The sequence below is a fragment of the Roseobacter insulae genome, assembly GCF_019375555.1.
Classification (GTDB): domain Bacteria; phylum Pseudomonadota; class Alphaproteobacteria; order Rhodobacterales; family Rhodobacteraceae; genus Roseobacter; species Roseobacter insulae.
Genome location: NZ_JAHXDN010000001.1, coordinates 970,690 through 990,195, shown reverse-complemented (window position 1 = coordinate 990,195; position 19,506 = coordinate 970,690). Strand labels below are relative to the sequence as shown.

Annotated in this window: 18 protein-coding genes, 1 tRNA gene and 2 pseudogenes; 15 read left to right on the top strand and 6 right to left on the bottom strand. The window is 55.5% G+C overall.

Going from position 1 to position 19,506, the window contains the following annotated elements; translation table 11 throughout:
- Positions 1 to 59: 59 nt before the first annotated feature.
- Together KX928_RS04805 and KX928_RS04800 are read right to left on the bottom strand one after the other, a co-directional pair.
- Positions 60 to 346: pseudogene (locus KX928_RS04805) on the bottom strand (transposase); the annotation flags it as partial.
- Positions 341 to 490, bottom strand: a pseudogene (locus tag KX928_RS04800) (IS5/IS1182 family transposase); the annotation flags it as partial. The pseudogenes KX928_RS04805 and KX928_RS04800, both read right to left, overlap by 6 nt.
- Positions 491 to 1,152: 662 nt before the next feature.
- Here KX928_RS04800 and KX928_RS04795 point away from each other — a divergent pair.
- The 9 genes from KX928_RS04795 to KX928_RS04755 all read left to right on the top strand — a co-directional run bounded on the left by KX928_RS04795 (position 1,153) and on the right by KX928_RS04755 (position 10,837).
- Positions 1,153 to 2,826, top strand: coding sequence for a hypothetical protein (locus KX928_RS04795; RefSeq protein ID WP_219499562.1), 1,674 nt, complete (start codon positions 1,153 to 1,155; stop codon positions 2,824 to 2,826).
- Positions 2,827 to 3,075: 249 nt separating this feature from the next.
- On the top strand, positions 3,076 to 4,044 hold the full coding sequence (locus KX928_RS04790; RefSeq protein ID WP_219499560.1) for a phosphatase PAP2 family protein: 969 nt from the start codon (positions 3,076 to 3,078) through the stop codon (positions 4,042 to 4,044).
- 9 nt (positions 4,045 to 4,053) lie between these two features.
- Complete coding sequence (locus KX928_RS04785; protein WP_219499558.1) at positions 4,054 to 6,069, top strand: S8/S53 family peptidase; 2,016 nt, start codon at positions 4,054 to 4,056, stop codon at positions 6,067 to 6,069.
- An 809-nt stretch (positions 6,070 to 6,878) separates the two neighbouring features.
- On the top strand, positions 6,879 to 7,388 hold the full coding sequence (locus KX928_RS04780; protein ID WP_219499555.1) for a hypothetical protein: 510 nt from the start codon (positions 6,879 to 6,881) through the stop codon (positions 7,386 to 7,388).
- Positions 7,385 to 7,759, top strand: coding sequence for a hypothetical protein (locus tag KX928_RS04775; protein ID WP_219499553.1), 375 nt, complete (start codon positions 7,385 to 7,387; stop codon positions 7,757 to 7,759). The genes KX928_RS04780 and KX928_RS04775 overlap by 4 nt, the downstream gene beginning before the upstream one ends.
- Positions 7,756 to 8,358 (top strand): hypothetical protein, encoded by a 603-nt coding sequence (locus tag KX928_RS04770; protein ID WP_219499551.1) that lies wholly within the window; start codon positions 7,756 to 7,758, stop codon positions 8,356 to 8,358. Before KX928_RS04775 ends, KX928_RS04770 begins: the two co-directional genes overlap by 4 nt.
- A 13-nt stretch (positions 8,359 to 8,371) precedes the next feature.
- Positions 8,372 to 9,649 carry a TIGR02594 family protein gene (locus KX928_RS04765; RefSeq protein ID WP_219499549.1) on the top strand — a complete coding sequence of 426 codons (1,278 nt, stop codon included), beginning with the start codon at positions 8,372 to 8,374 and terminating at the stop codon, positions 9,647 to 9,649.
- Positions 9,650 to 9,739: 90 nt separating this feature from the next.
- The gene (locus KX928_RS04760; RefSeq protein WP_219499547.1) at positions 9,740 to 10,087 is read left to right on the top strand and encodes a hypothetical protein; all 348 of its coding nucleotides are present in this window, start codon (positions 9,740 to 9,742) and stop codon (positions 10,085 to 10,087) included.
- Between the two features lie 111 nt (positions 10,088 to 10,198).
- Positions 10,199 to 10,837, top strand: a complete 639-nt coding sequence (locus KX928_RS04755; RefSeq protein ID WP_219499545.1) for a hypothetical protein — start codon at positions 10,199 to 10,201, stop codon at positions 10,835 to 10,837.
- 328 nt (positions 10,838 to 11,165) lie between these two features.
- Here the strand turns inward: KX928_RS04755 and KX928_RS04750 are convergent, their stop codons facing one another.
- Complete coding sequence (locus KX928_RS04750; RefSeq protein ID WP_219499543.1) at positions 11,166 to 12,494, bottom strand: hypothetical protein; 1,329 nt, start codon at positions 12,492 to 12,494, stop codon at positions 11,166 to 11,168.
- A gap of 296 nt (positions 12,495 to 12,790) precedes the next feature.
- Between KX928_RS04750 and KX928_RS04745 the strand changes: the two genes are divergently transcribed.
- Complete coding sequence (locus tag KX928_RS04745) at positions 12,791 to 13,693, top strand: HEPN domain-containing protein (protein WP_219499540.1); 903 nt, start codon at positions 12,791 to 12,793, stop codon at positions 13,691 to 13,693.
- Between the two features lie 662 nt (positions 13,694 to 14,355).
- Here KX928_RS04745 and KX928_RS04740 read toward each other — a convergent pair.
- The 3 genes from KX928_RS04740 to KX928_RS04730 all read right to left on the bottom strand — a co-directional run bounded on the left by KX928_RS04740 (position 14,356) and on the right by KX928_RS04730 (position 15,640).
- On the bottom strand, positions 14,356 to 14,559 hold the full coding sequence (locus KX928_RS04740) for a hypothetical protein (RefSeq protein ID WP_219499538.1): 204 nt from the start codon (positions 14,557 to 14,559) through the stop codon (positions 14,356 to 14,358).
- Between the two features lie 589 nt (positions 14,560 to 15,148).
- Positions 15,149 to 15,337, bottom strand: a complete 189-nt coding sequence (locus KX928_RS04735) for a hypothetical protein (protein WP_219499536.1) — start codon at positions 15,335 to 15,337, stop codon at positions 15,149 to 15,151.
- 227 nt (positions 15,338 to 15,564) lie between these two features.
- Positions 15,565 to 15,640, bottom strand: a tRNA-Lys gene (locus KX928_RS04730).
- A 107-nt stretch (positions 15,641 to 15,747) separates the two neighbouring features.
- Here KX928_RS04730 and dapF point away from each other — a divergent pair.
- The 5 genes from dapF (at position 15,748) to KX928_RS04705 (ending at position 19,384) form a co-directional block, all read left to right on the top strand.
- A complete protein-coding gene (gene dapF / locus KX928_RS04725) occupies positions 15,748 to 16,581 on the top strand; it encodes a diaminopimelate epimerase (protein ID WP_219499534.1) in 834 nt (277 codons plus the stop codon).
- Positions 16,578 to 17,831 carry a tRNA (N(6)-L-threonylcarbamoyladenosine(37)-C(2))-methylthiotransferase MtaB gene (gene mtaB, locus KX928_RS04720; protein WP_219499532.1) on the top strand — a complete coding sequence of 418 codons (1,254 nt, stop codon included), beginning with the start codon at positions 16,578 to 16,580 and terminating at the stop codon, positions 17,829 to 17,831. The genes dapF and mtaB overlap by 4 nt, the downstream gene beginning before the upstream one ends.
- Before the next feature lie 91 nt (positions 17,832 to 17,922).
- Positions 17,923 to 18,282 (top strand): putative quinol monooxygenase, encoded by a 360-nt coding sequence (locus tag KX928_RS04715; protein WP_219499530.1) that lies wholly within the window; start codon positions 17,923 to 17,925, stop codon positions 18,280 to 18,282.
- Between the two features lie 147 nt (positions 18,283 to 18,429).
- Positions 18,430 to 19,104 carry a Crp/Fnr family transcriptional regulator gene (locus KX928_RS04710; protein ID WP_219499529.1) on the top strand — a complete coding sequence of 225 codons (675 nt, stop codon included), beginning with the start codon at positions 18,430 to 18,432 and terminating at the stop codon, positions 19,102 to 19,104.
- Between the two features lie 130 nt (positions 19,105 to 19,234).
- The gene (locus KX928_RS04705) at positions 19,235 to 19,384 is read left to right on the top strand and encodes a hypothetical protein (RefSeq protein WP_219499527.1); all 150 of its coding nucleotides are present in this window, start codon (positions 19,235 to 19,237) and stop codon (positions 19,382 to 19,384) included.
- The last annotated feature ends 122 nt before the right edge of the window (positions 19,385 to 19,506 follow it).

Below are 19,506 nucleotides of genomic sequence, written 5' to 3'. Positions count from 1 at the left end.
CGGTTGTGGAGCTACAACGCGGATCTCCAGCTCGCACCAGTTTTCTGCGCCGCCCTACTTCATTGATCCCGCATATGTGAACTCACGGTGAAGTGCAGTTCTTGATATGTCGTTTGTTCCAGACGGTTCTGGATTTCCATCAGCTTGGCTTCGAAGATCTCAGCAGGGGTGTGATAGCCCAAGCATTTGCGCGGCGTGGAATTGAGGCGGTGGCAAATCGACCTCAAATATCGATTTGTCAGCGCCAGCGGTTCGGTTGAGCGGGGCAGGTACTTCCGCAGCCTGTTGTTCGTGTTCTCGACCGTGCCTTTTGGTACGGCGCTTGCGGGTCGCAGAACCACGCATCGCCCCACCGCAAATCATTGCGATTGATGAAGATAATCCCACTAAGGACGCGCCTGTCATCAACGCGCGGCTTGCCGTGCGACTTCGAGAAGTAGGAATTAAGACGCTCTATCTGCGCGTCTACCAGCCAGAATAGGTCAGACATGTTCACCGCTCGACGTTCGAACCGTGAATCACGCTCCTAAGCGGAAATCAATGGGTCCTGATCCTAGCACTCAGTATCCGAAATGGATGAATGAGACTTTGGTAGCAACACGGCCTTATCCGTGAACTGCGTCATCAAGAGAACAACTTCACATGCCTCTTTTGGCAAATTGGAATTGCGTAGTTCTTGTTCGGAAACGAGATACCTCAGGGCGTCCCACTCTGTGCAAAAGTCGCTAAGGTCCCGTAGACCTTTCAGTTTTCGCCGGGCAGTTGCGAGGCGTGTATCGTCTATATCCGACATTTCATTTCCTCCGAACAGCTACACCCAGAGTGCTGGAAATGCGTTGAAAACAGAAGGACTGCCGTGTGAAATCAGCGTGAATAAAACGTTAAGCTCCTTCACAGATCTATTTTTCTCGCTTAACAATTTGCATGCGGACCGGTTTGGTCCTGGGGGAGCTTTGCACGTAATTTAGGGAAGGATGTGTGCCAATGGGGGACTTCATACAGACCTTCAAAGCCAGATTCAATAACTGCACGACAGACTTATGCCACGACTCAAATATCCAACGCCTAATACCATTTTCAAGACCTGCGCTGCAACGTCGATACCTCACGGCACCACAGGTTCCCTCGGTTGCTACGTGCTGAGGAAGATAGATGGCAGATTATAAATTCTCAGTTCGCCTTTATGGCGCTTTTGATGCCTGGTTGGTTGAAAATAAACGGCTGGTCATCAAAAACCAGAAATTGCGCGCAATGATTGCTCTATTGATTAAGGCGCCAGATGGCCGCCGCTCGCGCACATTTTTGCGCTCAATGCTTTGGCCGCTTGCCTACGATGAAGAACGCGGCAACAGCTCGCTTCGGCAGTGCATATCCAGCCTACGCGGCGCATTAGGTCCGGCCTGCGCATATGTGCTGGATGACAGTGATCGCAGTTGCGTCAAGCTCAACCTTGAGCATGTCGAGGTGATCGGATTGCCAACAGATGGCCTTTTTCTGGAAGGGCTCGATCTAACCGGACTGACGGAGTTCGAGGATTGGCTCCGCGATCAACGCAAAAACCCGGTATTCGCCCAGACCTTGGCACCACCTACGTCATTGCCACCTGTAGCCACACGCCCCGTCGATCGAGTTATTCCTGCGCTTGGCGTGTTGCCTTTTCTGTCTCTTCACAAAGGCAACGAGCACGGATTGCTCGGGGATATGCTGGCCGAAGAAGTCGCGCGCACACTTTCGAAATCGCATTTCGCCAATATCAAATCGCATTTTTCCTGCCGCAGCATCAACGCACGACATGTGGACTTGGACACTCTGAAGAACGCTTTGAATGTGGACTACGTCGTTTCGGGTGCGCTTGTGTGCAAGGCGAACAGCTTTCGCGTGACGGTCGACTTGATCGAAATGGCAACGGGTGACTTTGTCTGGTCTTCCGAATTCAAGGGAGATCTGAACGCATTCTTTGCAAGCGAATCTACGGTTGCCGCCGAAATCGCGCTCGCAGTGTCGAAATCAGTGCTGCGCACCTCGCTTGATTTGGCAAGCGCGACGCCGCTCCCGGATACCAACTCCCATGATCTGTTCATGTCCGCTGTGTATCTTCTACATAAGCAGGACATCGCAAGCAGTGCCAGATCACGCAAGTATTTAGAAGAGCTGCTCCGCCGGGCGCCGCGCAACTCGGTTGTGCATAGCTGGCTTGGGTTGTGGTACGTGCTTTGTCTGTCGCAGGGATGGCACGACAATGCCAGTTTGGACGCAACGCGGGCCAAGGATTGCACGGCGAGGGCGCTGGAATTGAACCCGACTTGCGCGTTCTCGCTTTCTGTGGACGGGATTCTGGAAAGCAATGTGCTGAAGAATTTCGATGTCGCACGGCAGCGGTTCGAACATGCGCTCGATCTTGATCCGAACAACGCCTATGGATGCCTATTTTCCGGCGTATCGCATGCGATCCAGGGTGCGTATGAGCCGGCAGTCGCTCAAACGCGACAGTCGCGCATCCTGTCCCCTCTGGATCCGGGGGCATATCTATTCGACACACTGTCAGCCACGGCTGAACTGTCGGCGATGCGCTATGTTGAAGCACTTGCGCTGGCGGAGCGGTCCTACCAGCGCAACCCCATGCACAATTCTACACTACGCACTCGCACCATCGCCCTGCATGGTCTGGGGCGCATGGAAGAGGCGAAAGCCTCCGCAAGAGAGTTGGCCCGACGCGAGCCGAACCTGACCATTAGTGGCTATCTCAGCACGCATCCTGCCGCACAATTTGATACCGGTAAGCGATGGGCAAAAGCCCTGGAGGAAGCCGGAATTCGTAAATCTTGATTGGCACGAAGGGGAGATGTCATGCCGTTTTCAACAGGCGCCACCGGTGCAACTGGTGCCACGGGCGCAACTGGTGCCACGGGCGCTACTGGAGCAACCGGCGCGACCGGGGCCGGGGGCGGGGTCGGCGGGCGGGGTTTTACACCCGGTGAATCGTACGCCGTCACAACGGCCCGCGACGGAATCATGGGGCGGTGGGCCGGGCCCAACCGCAACGTGTCCGCCTACACGGCAGGAGAGGCTGGCAACATGTCCGAATGGCCAGTTTGGGCGCGCGGCTATGTCATCCAGTCAGATTTGCTGGCTGGTATGGTTTTTGAAACTGCGCCTAAAGACGGCATCGACTTCCAAGTGTCCCATCTTGGCGCGGGCATTTTGACCGAAGGCAAGACAACTTACGAGTCCGAGCCGCTGTTCAGCTTCCGGCGCCCAAGGATCGAAGACTTCAAGGAGCAGTTGGACTACGTCAACACATATGCCGAATTGCGCATGGACCGCTCTGCAGAAATCCTGTCACAAACTGGCTATCCAGAGCATTTCTTTGGCGTGATATTGGGGCTGCACCCATCGCGCACCAAATATTCGCTCGAACTGATGGCAACGGCACAGCTATTTGCAACCGGTATCGCGCAGCGGGTCAAACACGCGTTGGCCTGCAAGCGTCCAGACATGTTCTCAAGCCAGATCCAACCCATGATCCCCATGCCGGGTCATGGCACTTTGCCGAGCGGCCATGCCACGGAAGCCTTCACGGTCGCACGCGTTATGTCCCTGCTGATCGATGATCGTGACATCGAGTTTGGAATACAAGACCAACTCATGCATCAGGCCGAACGAATCTCGATCAACCGGACGATTGCAGGTGTGCACTTCCCGGCCGACTCCATTGCTGGAGCCATGCTTGGTCTGGGGCTGGGCGAGTATTTCGTGGCGCGTGGGCGTGGACTTGGGCCAGGCGCTGCTGGCCCCTATACTGAGACAACCAGCAATTTTATCAGCACCGCACATTTCGATGGCACAGTCGTCGGCAATGAGGATTTTCGAATGAGGACGCTGTTCGACAAAGGGCAGAGACAATCCTTAGATGCTGCGGGCCGTAGAATTGTTGAGCTTGGGGCCAAAGTGAATGTCGTAACCGCAACCGAGTGCCTGCCGCTAACTTGGCTATGGGAAAAGGCCAAGGCGGAATGGCCAGATCGGCGCGCGGCGGACATGTGAGGGCGCGCTATGACACAGTTTGAGTGGGAGCATCGACCGGAGATTTCTGAGCGGACATTCGAAAGTCCGTACGTCATTTGGTACGAGAAATTCGGCCAGCGCTTCGAGGCTGGCTATCCTGGCGAGCCAGTGAATCAGCAGCCATTCTGGATTAAAGACACGAGCAACGTGGCCGCGACAAAATCGGGTGATCCCGCAGCGGCCCTGGACGGAATTCGGATCACTTCCGTGCAGCCTTGGGATCCGGATACAGATGGCTCTTTGATCCCACCCGAGCCGTGGCATCGTGCGCCGCTCAGGCCCGAAAGTGTTCCGCAAAACTACGACCATTTGGCAGCAGCGCCCAGCCCCGGCCTAGCCAAGCCTCAGCAGGATAAGCAGCTTGTCATCGTTGCCGTAGTCGATGATGCGACCAATTTCGCACATCATAGATTTCAGGGGGCCAACAAGACGTCTCGCGTTGATTATGCGTGGGTGATGGATGGCAAGCCCAAAGACCCGGCTGCGCCGACCGTACCGTTTGGGCGCGAATGGTCGAATGCTGAAATTGAGCACGTCCTGAAAAGCTCAGACAGCGAAGATGCGGTTTTGAAAGAGCTTGAGCTCGCAGATTTCGCCCAAAACGAAACGATTGGGCTGACTAAGCGGATTAGCCACGGCACGCATGTTATGGATCTTGCATGCGGTTACGAGCCCGAAGACGAGGACGGGCAAGACCGACGGATCATTTCCGTTCAACTGCCGCGCCGTGTGATCCTTGAGGCGTCGGGGTCTATCCTACATCTCTTTGTAAAAGCCGCCATACGCTACATCGAAGCCCGCGCTCGCGAAATTGCACGTGCGCTTGGTCAGGGTAGCGTCCCACTTGTAGTGAATTTCAGCTATGGGCTGGGTGCAGGCAGCCGTCTTGGCTCGCATCCGGTCGAAAAATGCTTTGCCGAAATCACAGATGCGGGCGACTCGAATGATTCGGTCAACCCGGTGCATGTGGTCCTTCCAGCGGGAAACAGGTTCCGCGCGGATGGGCATGCTGCTCTGATTGCAGATCATAATGGGCAGCATCAGCTGGAACTTGATTGGATGCTCCCCGCACAGGATCAATCGCCCAACTTTTTGGAGATCTGGCTGCCGGGAACAGCCCTAGATCGAACGATCGAACTGGTCCCGCCGAACGCGCGCTTCGGCGCAGCAGCATTAATCCAAGAGAAAGGCGGGTATCTGGAACTGGTTGACAGCGACAGCAAGAAAGGTGTTGCCTGGGCCGCAGCGGATGTCGAACTGGATGCGCAACGAAACAGAGTTGGCAAAATCAGGCTCCTGCTGGCCATTGCGCCCACCTATGTCCCGCGGCTTGAACCGCCATTTGCACCTGCTGGTGTTTGGAAAATTCGGGTCTCGGCAACATTGCGGACCAATGATGATATTTGTGCATGGATTCAACGAGATGAGCCACCCTATGGCTATCGCAGACCCGGCCAACCTTCGCGGCTTCTGAACCACCAAGAGTCCCGCGCGCAAAAGATCGACAACGAAATTTCCGAGTATGTAAACTGGTTTGCTAAGAGCGGGCGCGTGACCGGCTATGGCACCCTCAACGGCATCGCAACCGCCGAAAGCATGATTGTGGTTGCTGGGTATCGGTGGCGGGATGCCTCTTGTGCCAGCTATTCTTCAGCAGGGTCGGACAGTGTCCGATCGCCGGACATGGCAGCAATCAGCGACCGCTCGCGCGTGTTAGGTGGTGTTCTGGCTGCAGGCAGCAGATCGGCGGTGAAAGTGGCATTGAACGGCACGAGTGTGGCGGTTCCGCAGGTCGTCAATGCGCTGACACAAGCCTTGGTCAACAGTTTAGCATTTGGCGGGTCTGATACCGTAAGCTCACTCAACCTTGGCGCCTTGGTCATCAACACTGAGTCCGATCACAATCAGAACAAGATCAATTGGCTACGCGGACGCGATACTCGATTGACGGCAGAGGGTGGCGGCGTCGCTGAGCAGATGGAACGAAGCGGATTTCGCGCCTAGGCGAACGGGCCAGTGCTCGGCGCAACATCCCTGACAGCTAAAATCTACGCGCATCGCACAAACGCCAGGCGCCGCTGTCGCGTAATTGCCGCCAGCTGGACTCAGTCTTAACATACGATCTACGGCACTTTCGCACGAGTTTAACGCGCTCTGCACACCACAAATGTGACGGTAGTCTCAACTTAACCTTTGGAGATTCACATGTCTTGCCAACGTTCTCATGGTGCCGCACTCGTCAGCGATGTTCACAACCCGGACGGCTCGAAACTTCAGCGCGCCCCGTTGACCTATTGCGTGCCGGATGCCCCCGGCCCAGCCGGACGACCTAGAGTTTCTGGCGGCTCTTGATGCGTTTGGTACAGCCATGGTCGCACAACCACACAACCAGTTGATAACAGCTAGCGACCGTCGATCCTGATTTATCTGGGACAATTTATCGATCACGATACTACCGCCGGGACCGATCGCGATTAGAGTGAGCTCCAGATTGACGCAGGAACGCTCGCACCGAGGGCGCATGAGGCAGTGATCGAAGACCGCAAGAATCTCCGCACTGAATCCTCAGGAGTTTAAGCCCGGCAAGCATGCGCCGACTACCTCAATGGCAGATATGCTGCGCGCAGCGGGCCTTTCCTGAAATCGCAGGGCTATGCTTGGTGCGCGGGTCCTCATTATCGCTTTTTCTTGCAACATCGAGTGCGATTTCACGCCATCTTCACGCGCCGTTCCCGCAAAATTCACGCTGAGTTTTGGATTGTTGATCGACTGGTTCGTGCAGCCGCGAGCCCTTTGGGAACAGTGACTACGTTATGATCTTTGCACCGACACGTCGCAAATTTCAGAAAATCATGCTGGCTATTGATACGTGCAGCAGGAGCGTGGCCTGTTGCCTAGGCCTGCTAGTCTTGCAGGGATGCTCGTTCAATGATTTTGGCTTCGTCAATGTCAACACCCGCGAAACTTATGAGACGCGCACGCGTCATATCGTGGCCAACGGGCTGCGTATTGAGACACGCGGCCCGATGGCTGGTTTGTCTTTCGGCCGGGTCGAAGCCCTGCATCTTCACATCAAATCCTGTGGTCGGCTAGCGCCGCGATTGCACTACCAAGAGACAGCTGGCCTCCAGCTTGTCGCCTCGAGTCTAGAATTCGGGCTGACGCTCGGGCGCCGCGAAGTATTGCTTGCGGCAACCGGCGCTCCGAACGGGGCAAGTGCTGTGCGATTTGACCCCGCCTCACCCGAACGCGCGTCAATCGAGATCAGCCTTTCCGACCAATCGAATTGCCAGCTCCAAAACCAGAGGAAGAACGCATCATGAAGACTGTACCCGCCGCGCTGGCGGCACTTTTCCTGTGCAACTGCACGCCACAAAACCTTTATGTCGCCCACGAGAGTGTGGTCGGCCTAAATGCCAAGGTCAATCAGGCGCGTCAGCAGGGCCAATTGCTGTTTGGCTATGACCGCGACTTTGTGACGATTATTCCGACCAACGTGCCCGTTGAAGGCAACGAACAAGAGACCGAGGCTATGGCCCTCGTGCACTGCACACGGCTCGTGGCTGATGGGATTTACCTTGCGGAATACAGGGACTTCACCGCCACTGGCAAAGCAGCTGATCAGATAGCCAATGATCCGGCTCGTATCCGCTCGGCCACCAGTTGTGACCAACTCGCCAAGGAGAACGAATGATGCGTTCATATCTCACGACAGGCTTCGTCGCGACACTGCTGATCAGTGCCTGTTCAGACACTCTCGTTTACGGCGAACGCACGGGCCTGAATATTGCGATCCGCACCGATGCGCCGCAAGGCCAGCCCCTTGAAGTCAACACCGGTCTGCAAAGACGCGTTGTGGGTTATGTGCCGCCCCGCAATCCAGAAGGGAGTGAGGCGGTGAACATGCTTTCTTCCTTCAACCTCAAACGCACACCCGATTCAAACAACAACCCCTTGCTAGCCAAAGTCACCATTGAGACGAGCTTTGCCTCCGGCAAGGCCGCCGTTTCAGCCGGTGGCAACAACGAGGCGGTCCAGGCGATCTTTGAACGCTCGGGAGTCGCCGCGCCAGCAGCGCGGTCTGACCAGCAAAACAGCGCCAAAATTCGCGATTGGTTCATCTCTGAACCAGCTACGACTAACGCCAAAGCGCTGGAATATCTCAATTTCCTCCAGCGTTTCGGTGGCACCTTCGAAAGTGAGGGGGCGGATTTACCTCGTGTATACCAAGCCGTGTCTGACGGCAAAAACGCCGCTTTGAATGCGCAATTCATCACGCTCAAGAAACTCTAGGGAGGAGAAGGTTATGACGGAAGTCGTTGTACACGGCGTCTTAGAGGATCAGGTCGACGGACACAGGAATTTCTGTACTGTTGCAAACGGTATATTCAGCGCACAAAAAGACCCCAATGGCACGTATTCCGTGTCTTGCGTTTTTCCTTATACTTCGGAGAGCGACAGCACTGACTTAAACAGTGACATTGTCGAGACTACGCTTACCTCGCCCCCGGTTGCGATCATGGACACGCCGAACCCAGCGCCTCCGGGTGGGCCGTCCGCTTTTGTTGCGGCCCACAAAACGGCGACCAAGACCATTCTTCTTGTGGACGATGCAGGGCGCGAGTTTTTGCGCGTCGGCGGCTCTCGCTCCTGGCGCAATTTCAACCCTGGCAACATCCGAAAGGGCGATTTTTCAAGCAATAATGGCGCCATTGGCAATGATGGAAGCTTTGCGATCTTCCCGGACAAGACGACAGGGCAAAAAGCAATCGAGGTCCTGCTGCGTGGACGCAGTTACGGGCCTTTGACGTTGGAAGCGGCCATCAGTCGCTACGCGCCGTCATCCGAGAACGACACGGGCGCCTACGTGTCCTTTGTCGTTACGCAAACTGGTCTAAGTCGTGACGCTGTCCTTGATGACCTCAAGATCGCATATATACGTAAGATTACGTCGGCCATAGAGTTGATGGAAGGCTGGACGCAAGGGGAACAGCGCCCGCATTTACCCTCAAGCGGTTTTTCGGACGCAACCCCGCTGGTTGCGGGAAACGGAACAGGTGTGAGCGCAGCTATTGGCGCGGCATCAGACTGGATCGAGGTAGCGCAACGCGAAGCGGCCCTAGACCCGGAGGCCCGCAGCGAGATCGCTGGACCTCAAAGCAATCCACGTATTCTGAACTACTTTGAGGTTGGCGCGTCGTGGTTTGATCCCGAGAATGGCGACGAAACAGATTGGTGTGCCGTATTTGTGAACTACTGTTTGGAAACAAGCGGTTACGTGGGAACGAACCATCCCGGTGCTCGGTCTTTTTTCTGGAATAAGAGAAATCAGTTCATCAAGCTCAATGAACCGCGGAAGTTTTGCATAGCGGTTCGCAGATACGCGCCCTTTATGGATGCAGACTGGACGACGGGCCGGGGTCATGTTGGGTTTGTCGTGGATTACTCAGACACCCACGTCAAATTGCTCGGAGGAAATCAGGGCAACACAGTCAAGGAAAAAGTGTATCCCCGTCGCGTCGAAGCTGCGGATGGAACCGTTGAATCTGAGTTCGTGGCCTTCTTGATGCCAGTTATCAACTAGCGGCGCAAACTCTCGATGATCTTGAGTTCTCGGGGCTGACCTCGGAACAAAATTTCATGTTTTACCAAATTCAGAACAATGGATGACACAATGAAACAAGATAAATCTGAAGATGCACTTGTAGCACGCATTATTGCTGCAAACTCGCAAATTTCGGCCCGTAGCCGCTTGAACGACTGGTTTTCTCGCAGCACAGCGGCATGGGGGTTTATTCTGTTGCAGCAACATTCACGCTGCAAGCGCATGCAGCACAAAATCAATAAGTCTGGTCTGGGCTCTTCGCCGATCTTGGCCGCGCGATGCACCAGTGAGGGTGCTACCAGCCCAAACTGGAAATTCACTGACGGCATCAGACGCCCAGGGCGCGGGGCAACTCCGACCTTCGCTGTGGCTGCGCGAACGACTGCTTACGATATAAATACAGCACCGGCATCTTAGGAGAACCGGCTCAAAGCCACAGAAAAAACACAAACCTCGAACCCATCATACATCTCTGATGGTAGCAAAGAGCAAACTACGTCGTAACTCGCACATAATTGGACAGAATTGATGAATTACTTGCCCTCAGTGATCATTGCCGGCGTCGCTGTCGCTGCTGCCTGGATTTCCTTTGGTATCGGCTTTGAGAACGTCAACCTCACAGCTCTTGGCGTGACAGACATTGGTCAGAAGTTCCTCACCATCATCTTTGTGGCGCTTTTTATTGAGCGAGCGGTTGAGGTCGTAGTGAGTGCGAATCATGGGTCACAAGAGGCCGATTTGACCGACGAAGTCACGGCTGCGCGTATCGTAAAGGAAAACGCTGCCAAGGCGGTGCTGGCAGCGCGGTCCAGTGGCGCGGGCGAGAAAGAAGCTGAAGCCGCGTTTGTTTCTGCTGTTGAGTTGCATCAGCAAAGGGTTTCAGAAGCGGTGAAGGAACTGAAACCTTTGAAAGAAAAGAAAGCCTTCACTGCGACACTCGCGAGCGTGGTAATAAGCGCCTTTGCGGCGGTGATTGGCTTTCGCATACTCGGACAGTTCGTGGTGGGTGAGTTTTCGTCTGCGATAAAAAATGAAACGCAACAGGTTTGGTTCTCCGCTCTGGACATCCTGATCACGACGTTGGTGCTGGCGGGCGGTGCTGACGGGATACACAACACCATAGGGCAGTACTTGAAGCGCCAAGGTGAGCTGACGAATGGGAGTTGATCGATCAGTCCGGCATTTTTGCGAACTAATCGCTCTTTTGACACCTGGCTGGTTTGCAATGTTCAATCACGCAATGGGGCAGTTTTCATTTTCGGGCGAACGGTATCAAACGTGATCTGGAAGTTTACGGCAACCGTCTTTGGATTTTTCACGTTATTGGCCACCCTGAATGAGCGGATCTTGGTGGGACGTGCAGTACCCGGCAAGATGGGCTCTTTGCAGTCCTTAGCCGCTCAACGTATCAATGACGTTGCCAGCCCAACCTGTACGTGTAGGACGGGTTTTTCACGCATCAAATTCTGTTACCGTCGAAAATAAATGCCCAAATTCAACCCCCTTTCATCCGCTTGATTAAATCCGCAATCTTGTTGTTGAACTTCTCACCGGCCATCGCAGTTACGGCGAACACGGTCACGGGAAGCGCTGACATCCCCACGACCTGTATCAGCACACCAGCCATCCCACTAAACAGAACCCCGTTCGCAATGGCTCTGGCGTTTTCATCACCTGCAATCCACCCTGAGTACTCTTCAAGCTGATCACGAACTGTCCAAGCGCGTTTTTTTACCGCTTCAGAAGATCTTGGGGCTTCCTCTGTTGCTAGTTCAAAGGTCGCGGATGAAAGCTCATTGAGAGAGATTTCGATGTTCTCTAGAAGTGCAATGTTCCGAACTGCGTATGGATCATTTCGTCTTTCTTCCTTTCGTAGGGCGATCTCCTGTGAGACCCGCCCAAGAAGATCGGACAGCTGAAATCCTATGGTTACTGGATTGTTTTTGATTGCTTGCGCAGCTTGAAATCCAGCGCGCTTTCGAACATCTGTTTCTCCCTCGAAATCAGAGATGTTCGAAAGACCTCCCGCGCAGGCTGTCGCGGGGCCGTCACTGTGGCCAGGAGCGCGACCAACGTGAACATCTCCGGAATTCTTTGTATCTAACTTGATGGTTCCCTGTGCGGTGGTGTTACTTGGAAGGAGGATTTTCTTAAGTTCTTGCAACTTGTTGATCGGTTTCCCGTCGAGGCGGTCTTGGTACCAACCAATCCAAACTTGCCAATCGTCGTTCACTTGGGAGAGATAGTCTCGAAGCTGAAACCATTTTGTAAGTAGTTCGTCTGGAGTTCCATGAAGTCCTATCGGGTCAGGCCAAAGACAGCGCCCGCCGAACTGGAAAGCTTGTTCGCCTTGTTCAATCAATCGAGCATCATGTCGAATTGCTCTCCAAAACTCTTCGATATCTGCTGCGGCTGCATAATGTGCGGATCCGAAGGAGCCAATCGCCACCTTTGCCGCTTCAAATGCGGCAGTTGCTGTGTCCGCAGCGCCCACGCTGAAAGCTGTCTGATGATCAGTGTTTGCTGCATCAATGGCTGCGCAAGTCTGATAGGCTTCGTTTGCCGCGTTGGCGATACTCGGTAGGTGAGGCCGAATCTCAGCGTGAAAATCGCTTTGAACTGCACTTGTGACCACGGCGGCAATACAACGAAAGACAGGCAGAACCACTTTCTGCCGTGTCTTCACGCTTGGATCTCCGACGACAGCACTTACTAGCCGTGGCAGTTTCCTGCATGCGATTCGAGAAGCAACTATCAATTCATCGGCTTCGTTGCGTCCCTCGAGCCAGGCGCAAAGCGTAGCTCGGTCAATGATGTCGATCACAAACCGGTCCCTTTCCAATCTGCTCGCTGGAGACTACTCGCTCTTAGTCAACAGATCCAACAGGATGCTTAAGCATCAGACATTCAGGCATATCGCAGCATTCGTCAAATCTGGGCTCCTCTCCGACCTTAGCCGCAAAGAACATCGAGACGGCAGTGCGTGACGAAGTGAGCTCTTGCTGCGTCTTCTCGAATGACTGCTTTTGTGTTCCGGTAGACTTGGATACTTCTCAAAACTGAGCGTCGACCAACTGACGCGGGGTGCCAGAAGTACTGGGCGAAAACCAAAGGGCTTTCATGTCACACATTCCAAAAGACATCACCCCAGTCATCCGCGAAATCGACGAAGAATTGAAAGCGGCAGGCGTGCCTCCGCTAGGTCGTCCAATGAATGCGATTATCAAGTTCGGACAGCGTTTCAATATGTCGATGTTGTTCACGAAGCCTCAGCCTGGCGTCCCTGACCATCTGATTAGTAGTTGGAAGTACGCAGAAAGAATTCACGATTGGTATGAGCAAGTCTATGGAGACGGTATCAAACTCGATCCGTCTGCCAATGCAAAGGTCGCGGTGCAGGCTGATGGTGATCTATGGGAACTCAAGCTGCCAATCGTCTATGGGTTTTTCACGCCAGTAGTTGAACGAGACATTTCTGATGATGACGACGCAGTTGTTGGTGCTCCGAGATTGAACGCCTGTAAGCAGTTGTCGGGCATAACCGCCGCGCGACTAAATCACTTCAGCGACAATGATCTCGCCGAGGTCTATGGTATGTTCATGGTAGGAATGGACGTTCGACAGACATTCGACCGATTTTCCAAATCCAGCCACTTCTTCCCAGAAGCACAGAGCGATTGGATGACTGCTGCAATGCACATGACTAGCCAGAACCCGAACCATGGGCAGGCCAGATGGGCATCACTCCAACTTGCTGAGAAGTTCATGAAGGGGTTGATTGAGGTGATCGGTGATGTATCGCCCATTCCACGGACTCATAACCTGAAAGAGCTCCACGAAGCGCTGGCAGGTTCCATCATGGGATTGGATTTGGACAGCCTCCTATCTGATATTCAATGCTCGGCTGCAGTGCGATACGGTGAAGAGGCTTCCACGCGCGAGCAGTCTTACTCCGCGCACAAATCCAGCCTGCTACTCGTCAGAGCGCTCGGCTCCGTGAGGAATGCCAACACTCCGAGTTGAACCCGGTCAGTCTTTTCGAGATGTTAGGAAGCTGACGTTCATAATGCTCGCAGCATTCGGTACTTTGGGCTCAGAGCGGACATTGGTCAATTACGCCTGCCGCACAGAACACCAAGTTTGACCGGTCCAAGCCCGTCCTAAGACCAATGCGACTTGCTGAATTCGTGTTGTCAGGCTCTGTCAAATGTCTGGTCGAACGGAGCAGTGTGTTGGCAATCATTGCCTCGACGCACAAAATAGCCATGATTCACGCTGTAACTCAGCAGTTTATCCCCCACAGTCAACCTTGCCAATGAAGCATCTCTCGTTGGTTACACCCTTGTTGGCGGCGAGAAGGCTGGCGATCAGTCTGCCAACCGTTGTTCTGACGCTTATTGTTTCCGTGTCCGGCGACTAGATGCGCCACATCGCATCCGCTCTCGTCTTCCGCGTCCAGCACTGGCAGTAGACATCCTTGTGGAATGAGAACCTCCGGTCTCACCAGCGGCAGTGCGGACGGGTGATCTCAGGATGAAGTTCTCGAACGGATCTTCCCACACGGTCGGCCAGACCATGGCGTTCTTCTTCTCGTCAAAGAGTTCAAAGAAGCGATGGCGCGGGAAGACCGTGTAGATCGTTGTGCGCCGTGTGATGTCGCCGACAATTGTGCCGGCCGGCTGCATCTATTCACCTTTCACGTCGAAGTCGAGGAAACGCAGCGCCTTGGCCATGCGTCCGTTCATCGGCGGGTATTCGTCGGGTTTGACGGTGCCATGGAGTTCGAGAGCGCAGAAATAGGCGAAGCGCGTCAGCTTGATCGACCGGTCATGGAGTACATCGTGGAAGCGTTGGATGAAATCGCCAGGGCCGTGCAGTAGGTAGGTCAATGTGGATTTGACGCGGTTGACATCATCGTTGTTCGCCTTCCAGAATTCAGCGGGAAGGTCTTTCAGGCCGCCCTTTACGAAACGCAGCTATTCTGTGAAGGCGTGCAGTGATATCAGGCCGTCGGTAGTGTCCTCCTTGCTGGCCGCTTCGGTGACCTTGCGTGTGCCGAATGTTCGTTTCACCGTCTCGATCCAGGCGGCGTGGTCTTCGGGCACCTTGCGGTTCGCAGCATCAACCCACTCTTGCGCGTAGAGGATGATCTCCTGGCGGCGGTCTTAGATGCTACGCAGCGGGTCAGTCTGACATGCCTCGTCGCCGATCATATGGGTCAGTCTGACATAGTTCAGAAAGCGATTGGTTTCGTTCTCGGTACCGACATTCGCGAGATCCGTGCGGCGAAATCCATGTTCGTCGAGGACGCCGTCACCTCGCTGAAGGCAGGGCGGCACTGTCCATAGACTTCTTGTCGTAAGGTTTCGAGGAAGATGCGCTCGCTGGACTTCTCGTGGCTTTTGACATTGACGTTGGGCGGCTGGGCCTGTCCCGGCGCTGCCTCGATCTCTTTTTCAGGATCAGGCGTACGGCGCTTCAGTTCATCGTAAATTTTCTCGAAGGCATCAGTTTTTTTCGGGTCAGGACCTGCCCGGCATCCCCAAGCTCGACGAAGAGTGCGCGGATATCGTCGACAGCGTCGGTATTATCGTCGCGGTCGAGCCGGACAACCGCCTCGCGATTGGCGCGCAGGCCGCCATCCGTCAGGTTTGACGATCCCAGCAAGGCGGCCTGATCGAAGATGAAATTTTTGCATGGAACCGGCTGGTCTGGTACCGGATCGTAACGCCCGGCACCTCATGCAGCTGGCACAGCGCCTGCGGGCTGGTTGCTTCGTTGAGGCCGATCAGCAGTTGTGCCGTCTTGCCCTTCCGTGCCGTCTCCAGAAGCTGGCCGGGCTGCGTGAAATAGAGCGCTGCCAGAAGCAGCTGAGAAGACACTATGGGAAGAAGTGGTGAGCCGTGCAGGATTCGAACCTGCGACCCGCTGATTAAAAGTCAGCTGCTCTACCAACTGAGCTAACGGCCCCACTAGGCGGTGTACTTAGAAAGGTGCCGGGGGAGGGTCAAGCCCTTATTCGGTGTTTTCGCAAGGACATACTGGATAGTTTTGCCGCATCGGCTTATATGGCCGAAATGCGCAGCGATAATCATAACGGTTTGCCCTTCATGAAGATGCACGGGCTGGGAAACGACTTTGTCGTGCTGGACGCGCGCGTGCAGGGAATCGATATAACCCCTGCCCTGGCCCGGGCTCTCGGTGACAGACATCGCGGTGTAGGGTTTGACCAGCTGGCCGTGATGACCAGCAAAGACCACGGCCTGCATCTGACATTCTACAACACGGACGGGTCCCTTTCTGCAGCCTGCGGAAATGCGACACGCTGTGTTGCGCGGCATGTGATGCAGGAAACCGGGCAGGAGACGCTGACGCTTACCACCGACCGGGGTGTCCTGACGGCCTGCGATGCAGGTGACGGGCTTACGGCGGTCAATATGGGGCATCCGCAGCTGGGCTGGTCCGACGTACCGCTGGCCTCGGACATGGACACGCTGGCCCTGCCGATTGAAGGATCCCCCGTTGCGACCGGCCTGGGCAATCCACATTGCACCTTCTTCGTGGACGATGTGGGGTCCGTCGATCTTGCCGCTTTCGGGGCCGAACATGAACACCACCCATTGTTCCCCGAACGCACCAACGTTCAGGTCGCGCATATCATCGGCCCGGACCACATCCGGATGCGCGTGTGGGAACGCGGCGTGGGTATAACGCTCGCCTCCGGCTCATCCAGTTGCGCAACAGGCGTTGCCGCCGCAAGACGCGGGCTGACCGGTCGCAAGGTGCAAATTGAACTGGACGGCGGCACGATCTTTGTCGACTGGCGCGAGGACGGTGTCTGGATGACCGGCCCTACAACCCATGTCTTCAGCGGCACACTCACCCCCTCGTTTCTGGAAAGCCTGACATGAAAGCCCCGGTATTTTCCACAATGGGCTGCCGTCTGAATGCCTATGAAACCGAAGCAATGAAAGAGCTGGCACAACAGGCCGGGCTGGAAAACGCCGTGGTGGTCAACACCTGCGCGGTCACGGCAGAGGCCGTCCGCAAGGCGCGCCAAGACATTCGAAAGCTGCGCCGCGCGCATCCCGAGGCACGGTTGATCGTGACCGGATGTGCGGCGCAAACCGAGCCGGAAACCTTTGCGAGGATGGACGAGGTGGATGCCGTGATCGGCAACACCGAAAAGATGCAGGGCACCACGTGGCACGGACTCGCCGCCGACTTTGTCGGACACACCGAGGCGGTTCAGGTCGACGATATCATGTCCGTGACGGAAACGGCCGGCCATCTGATCGACGGTTTCGGCACCCGCAGTCGCGCCTATGTCCAGGTCCAGAACGGCTGCGACCACCGATGCACCTTCTGCATTATCCCCTATGGCCGGGGTAACTCGCGCTCGGTTCCCGCGGGCATGGTCGTGGATCAGATAAAGAGGCTGGTCGATAAGGGCTTCAACGAAGTTGTGCTGACAGGTGTCGACCTGACCAGCTGGGGCGCGGATTTGCCTGCGAACCCCAAACTGGGTGACCTCGTGATGCGAATCCTGCGTCTGGTCCCGGATCTGCCGCGACTGCGCATAAGCTCCATCGACAGCATCGAGGTCGACGAAAACCTGATGACGGCAATTGCAACCGAACCCCGTTTGATGCCGCATCTGCATCTGTCGCTTCAGCACGGGGACGATCTGATCCTGAAACGGATGAAACGGCGGCATCTTCGGGATGACGCGATCCGGTTCGCGGAAGACGCGCGCAAGCTGCGGCAGGACATGACTTTCGGCGCGGATATCATCGCCGGTTTCCCGACTGAGACGGAAGAGATGTTCAACAACTCGCTGGCCCTGGTGGAAGACTGTCATCTGACCTGGCTGCATGTGTTTCCCTATTCGCCGCGGCCCGGTACGCCCGCCGCGCGGATGCCGGCAGTCGACGGGCACGCCATCAAGGCACGGGCGGCATGCCTGCGGAAGGCCGGTGCTGAGCGTGTGCGCACCCATTTGCAAGCGCAAGTCGGGCGGCATCACCGGGTGCTGATGGAAAGCCCGACAATGGGCCGGACTGAGCAGTTTTGTGAGGTTCAGCTCAGCACCCCGCAGCGGGAGGGCAGCATCGTCGACCTGACGATCAAGGGACACGACGGCACGTCGTTATTGGCATAATCCCGCGCCCCGCCCGCCCGTCAAACTAGAAAAGCCGTGACAACTGACTGACTTGATCGCTACTCTGGACCTACCTTGTGGGAGAGGTAGCTTGAACGATCACATTGAATGGGTCCTGGAGATGAACGTCCAGGACGGCCAAGGGGATGCGGTGCAGCCGCTGGTGGACGAAATGGTTGCAGCCACCCTGAAAACGGAACCGGGTGCCCTGACGTATGAATACTACGTCACACCGGACAGGACGCGATGCACGGTGCTGGAATGCTATGTGGACAGTGACGCCGCAATGACCCATCTGGCCAATTTCGGCGCTAATTTCGCAGACCGGTTTCTTACAACATTCACGCCGGTTCGCTTCACGGTCTACGGACCGGCAAATGATGATGTGCAATCGGCGCTGGCCGGGTTTGGTGCAACCTTCGAAGGCCGCGTTGGCGGCTTTCATCGCTGACCCGGTTGTTGATCGATCCGTTGTTCTCCGACAAAGCAGACCGCAGCGGGTATTAACGGTGACACCCGTTGCGATTGAAACTACGCGTGACGCACGTTACGCTTGGCCGTCTTGGGGGGCGGGGACTGAAATTGGGGAAGGTTAACCATGGATACTGTGACGCTACCGAATACCGGGTTTCTTGCCCACGCATCCAAAAATCTTTCAGATCTTCTGGCCTCCGTCGCGACCGAAGTTGAGCTCGATGAAGGTGAGGTCCTGTTCGAACAGGGCGACATCGGTGATACGCTCTACGCAATCGTCTCCGGCTCTCTTGAATTCAGCGTGTTGTCGCGCGAGGGGCGCAAGCTGTCTCTGGACGTCATGCGCCCGGGTGCCCTGTTCGGCGAGATTGCGCTGTTCGATCCCGGCACGCGTACTGCGACGGTGACCGCCTTGGAAAAAACCCGCCTGCGCGGTGTAAAGAATGCGGACATGTTGCGCGCCATACGCGAAGCGCCTGACCTGGGCATTGATATGATCCAGCTGGCAGGGGAACGTATGCGCTGGATGAGCAGCCAGTTGAACGAACAGGTCTTCCTGCCGATGCCCGCACGGCTGGCGCGCAAGATACTTTATCTCACGGTCGACGGCTCAGATCATCTGTCGATGCTGACCTTGTCTCAGTCTGAACTGGCTGAATTTGTTGGCGCCACCCGCGAAGCCGTCTCCAAAACCCTTTCACTGTGGAGACGCGCGGGCGTGATCGAGGCGACGCGCGGCGGTGTTCAGGTGCTGGACCGCGAGGCTTTGCAGGTCATGGCGGATTTGCATCAGATTTAACCATCGCGTGTGACCGGTTTCACAGACGTTGATTCGTTTTTGCGCCATGTTGGGTGCATTCAGAGGCTTTCGGCCCTGACCCAACATCCCCGGCAATTTCCGGGAAAGGCACAAAAAGGGATATTTGAAAATGGAACGTCTTAACAAGACACCCGCCGAGGCTGCAAAAGCACCAACCAAGCCCTCTCCCGTCAAGGCGATGATCGCCTGGCTGGTTGAAACCGATCGCGAGTTTCGTGTCGCGCAATCCATGGTCGACAAAACGCGTCAGCGTTTCTGATCTGAGGCATTTTCGCGTGGCTGCTCAACTTACAATCCGGGTTGGAACTGTTGTGTCTCAGTTTAATTTGGGAACGGTCTGCACCGTACCGGGCAGCGCGAAGCTGAAAAGAATTTCGAACA

Bases quoted from the DNA above. Each gene is read 5' to 3' on its own strand.
- KX928_RS04795 (WP_219499562.1), top strand. From the start codon at position 1,153: ATGGCAGATTATAAATTCTCAGTTCGCCTTTATGGCGCTTTTGATGCC.
- KX928_RS04790 (WP_219499560.1), top strand. From the start codon at position 3,076: ATGTCCGAATGGCCAGTTTGGGCGCGCGGCTATGTCATCCAGTCAGAT.
- KX928_RS04785 (WP_219499558.1), top strand. From the start codon at position 4,054: ATGACACAGTTTGAGTGGGAGCATCGACCGGAGATTTCTGAGCGGACA.
- KX928_RS04780 (WP_219499555.1), top strand. From the start codon at position 6,879: ATGATCTTTGCACCGACACGTCGCAAATTTCAGAAAATCATGCTGGCT.
- KX928_RS04775 (WP_219499553.1), top strand. From the start codon at position 7,385: ATGAAGACTGTACCCGCCGCGCTGGCGGCACTTTTCCTGTGCAACTGC.
- KX928_RS04770 (WP_219499551.1), top strand. From the start codon at position 7,756: ATGATGCGTTCATATCTCACGACAGGCTTCGTCGCGACACTGCTGATC.
- KX928_RS04765 (WP_219499549.1), top strand. From the start codon at position 8,372: ATGACGGAAGTCGTTGTACACGGCGTCTTAGAGGATCAGGTCGACGGA.
- KX928_RS04760 (WP_219499547.1), top strand. From the start codon at position 9,740: ATGAAACAAGATAAATCTGAAGATGCACTTGTAGCACGCATTATTGCT.
- KX928_RS04755 (WP_219499545.1), top strand. From the start codon at position 10,199: ATGAATTACTTGCCCTCAGTGATCATTGCCGGCGTCGCTGTCGCTGCT.
- KX928_RS04745 (WP_219499540.1), top strand. From the start codon at position 12,791: ATGTCACACATTCCAAAAGACATCACCCCAGTCATCCGCGAAATCGAC.
- dapF (WP_219499534.1), top strand. From the start codon at position 15,748: ATGCGCAGCGATAATCATAACGGTTTGCCCTTCATGAAGATGCACGGG.
- mtaB (WP_219499532.1), top strand. From the start codon at position 16,578: ATGAAAGCCCCGGTATTTTCCACAATGGGCTGCCGTCTGAATGCCTAT.
- KX928_RS04710 (WP_219499529.1), top strand. From the start codon at position 18,430: ATGGATACTGTGACGCTACCGAATACCGGGTTTCTTGCCCACGCATCC.
- KX928_RS04705 (WP_219499527.1), top strand. From the start codon at position 19,235: ATGGAACGTCTTAACAAGACACCCGCCGAGGCTGCAAAAGCACCAACC.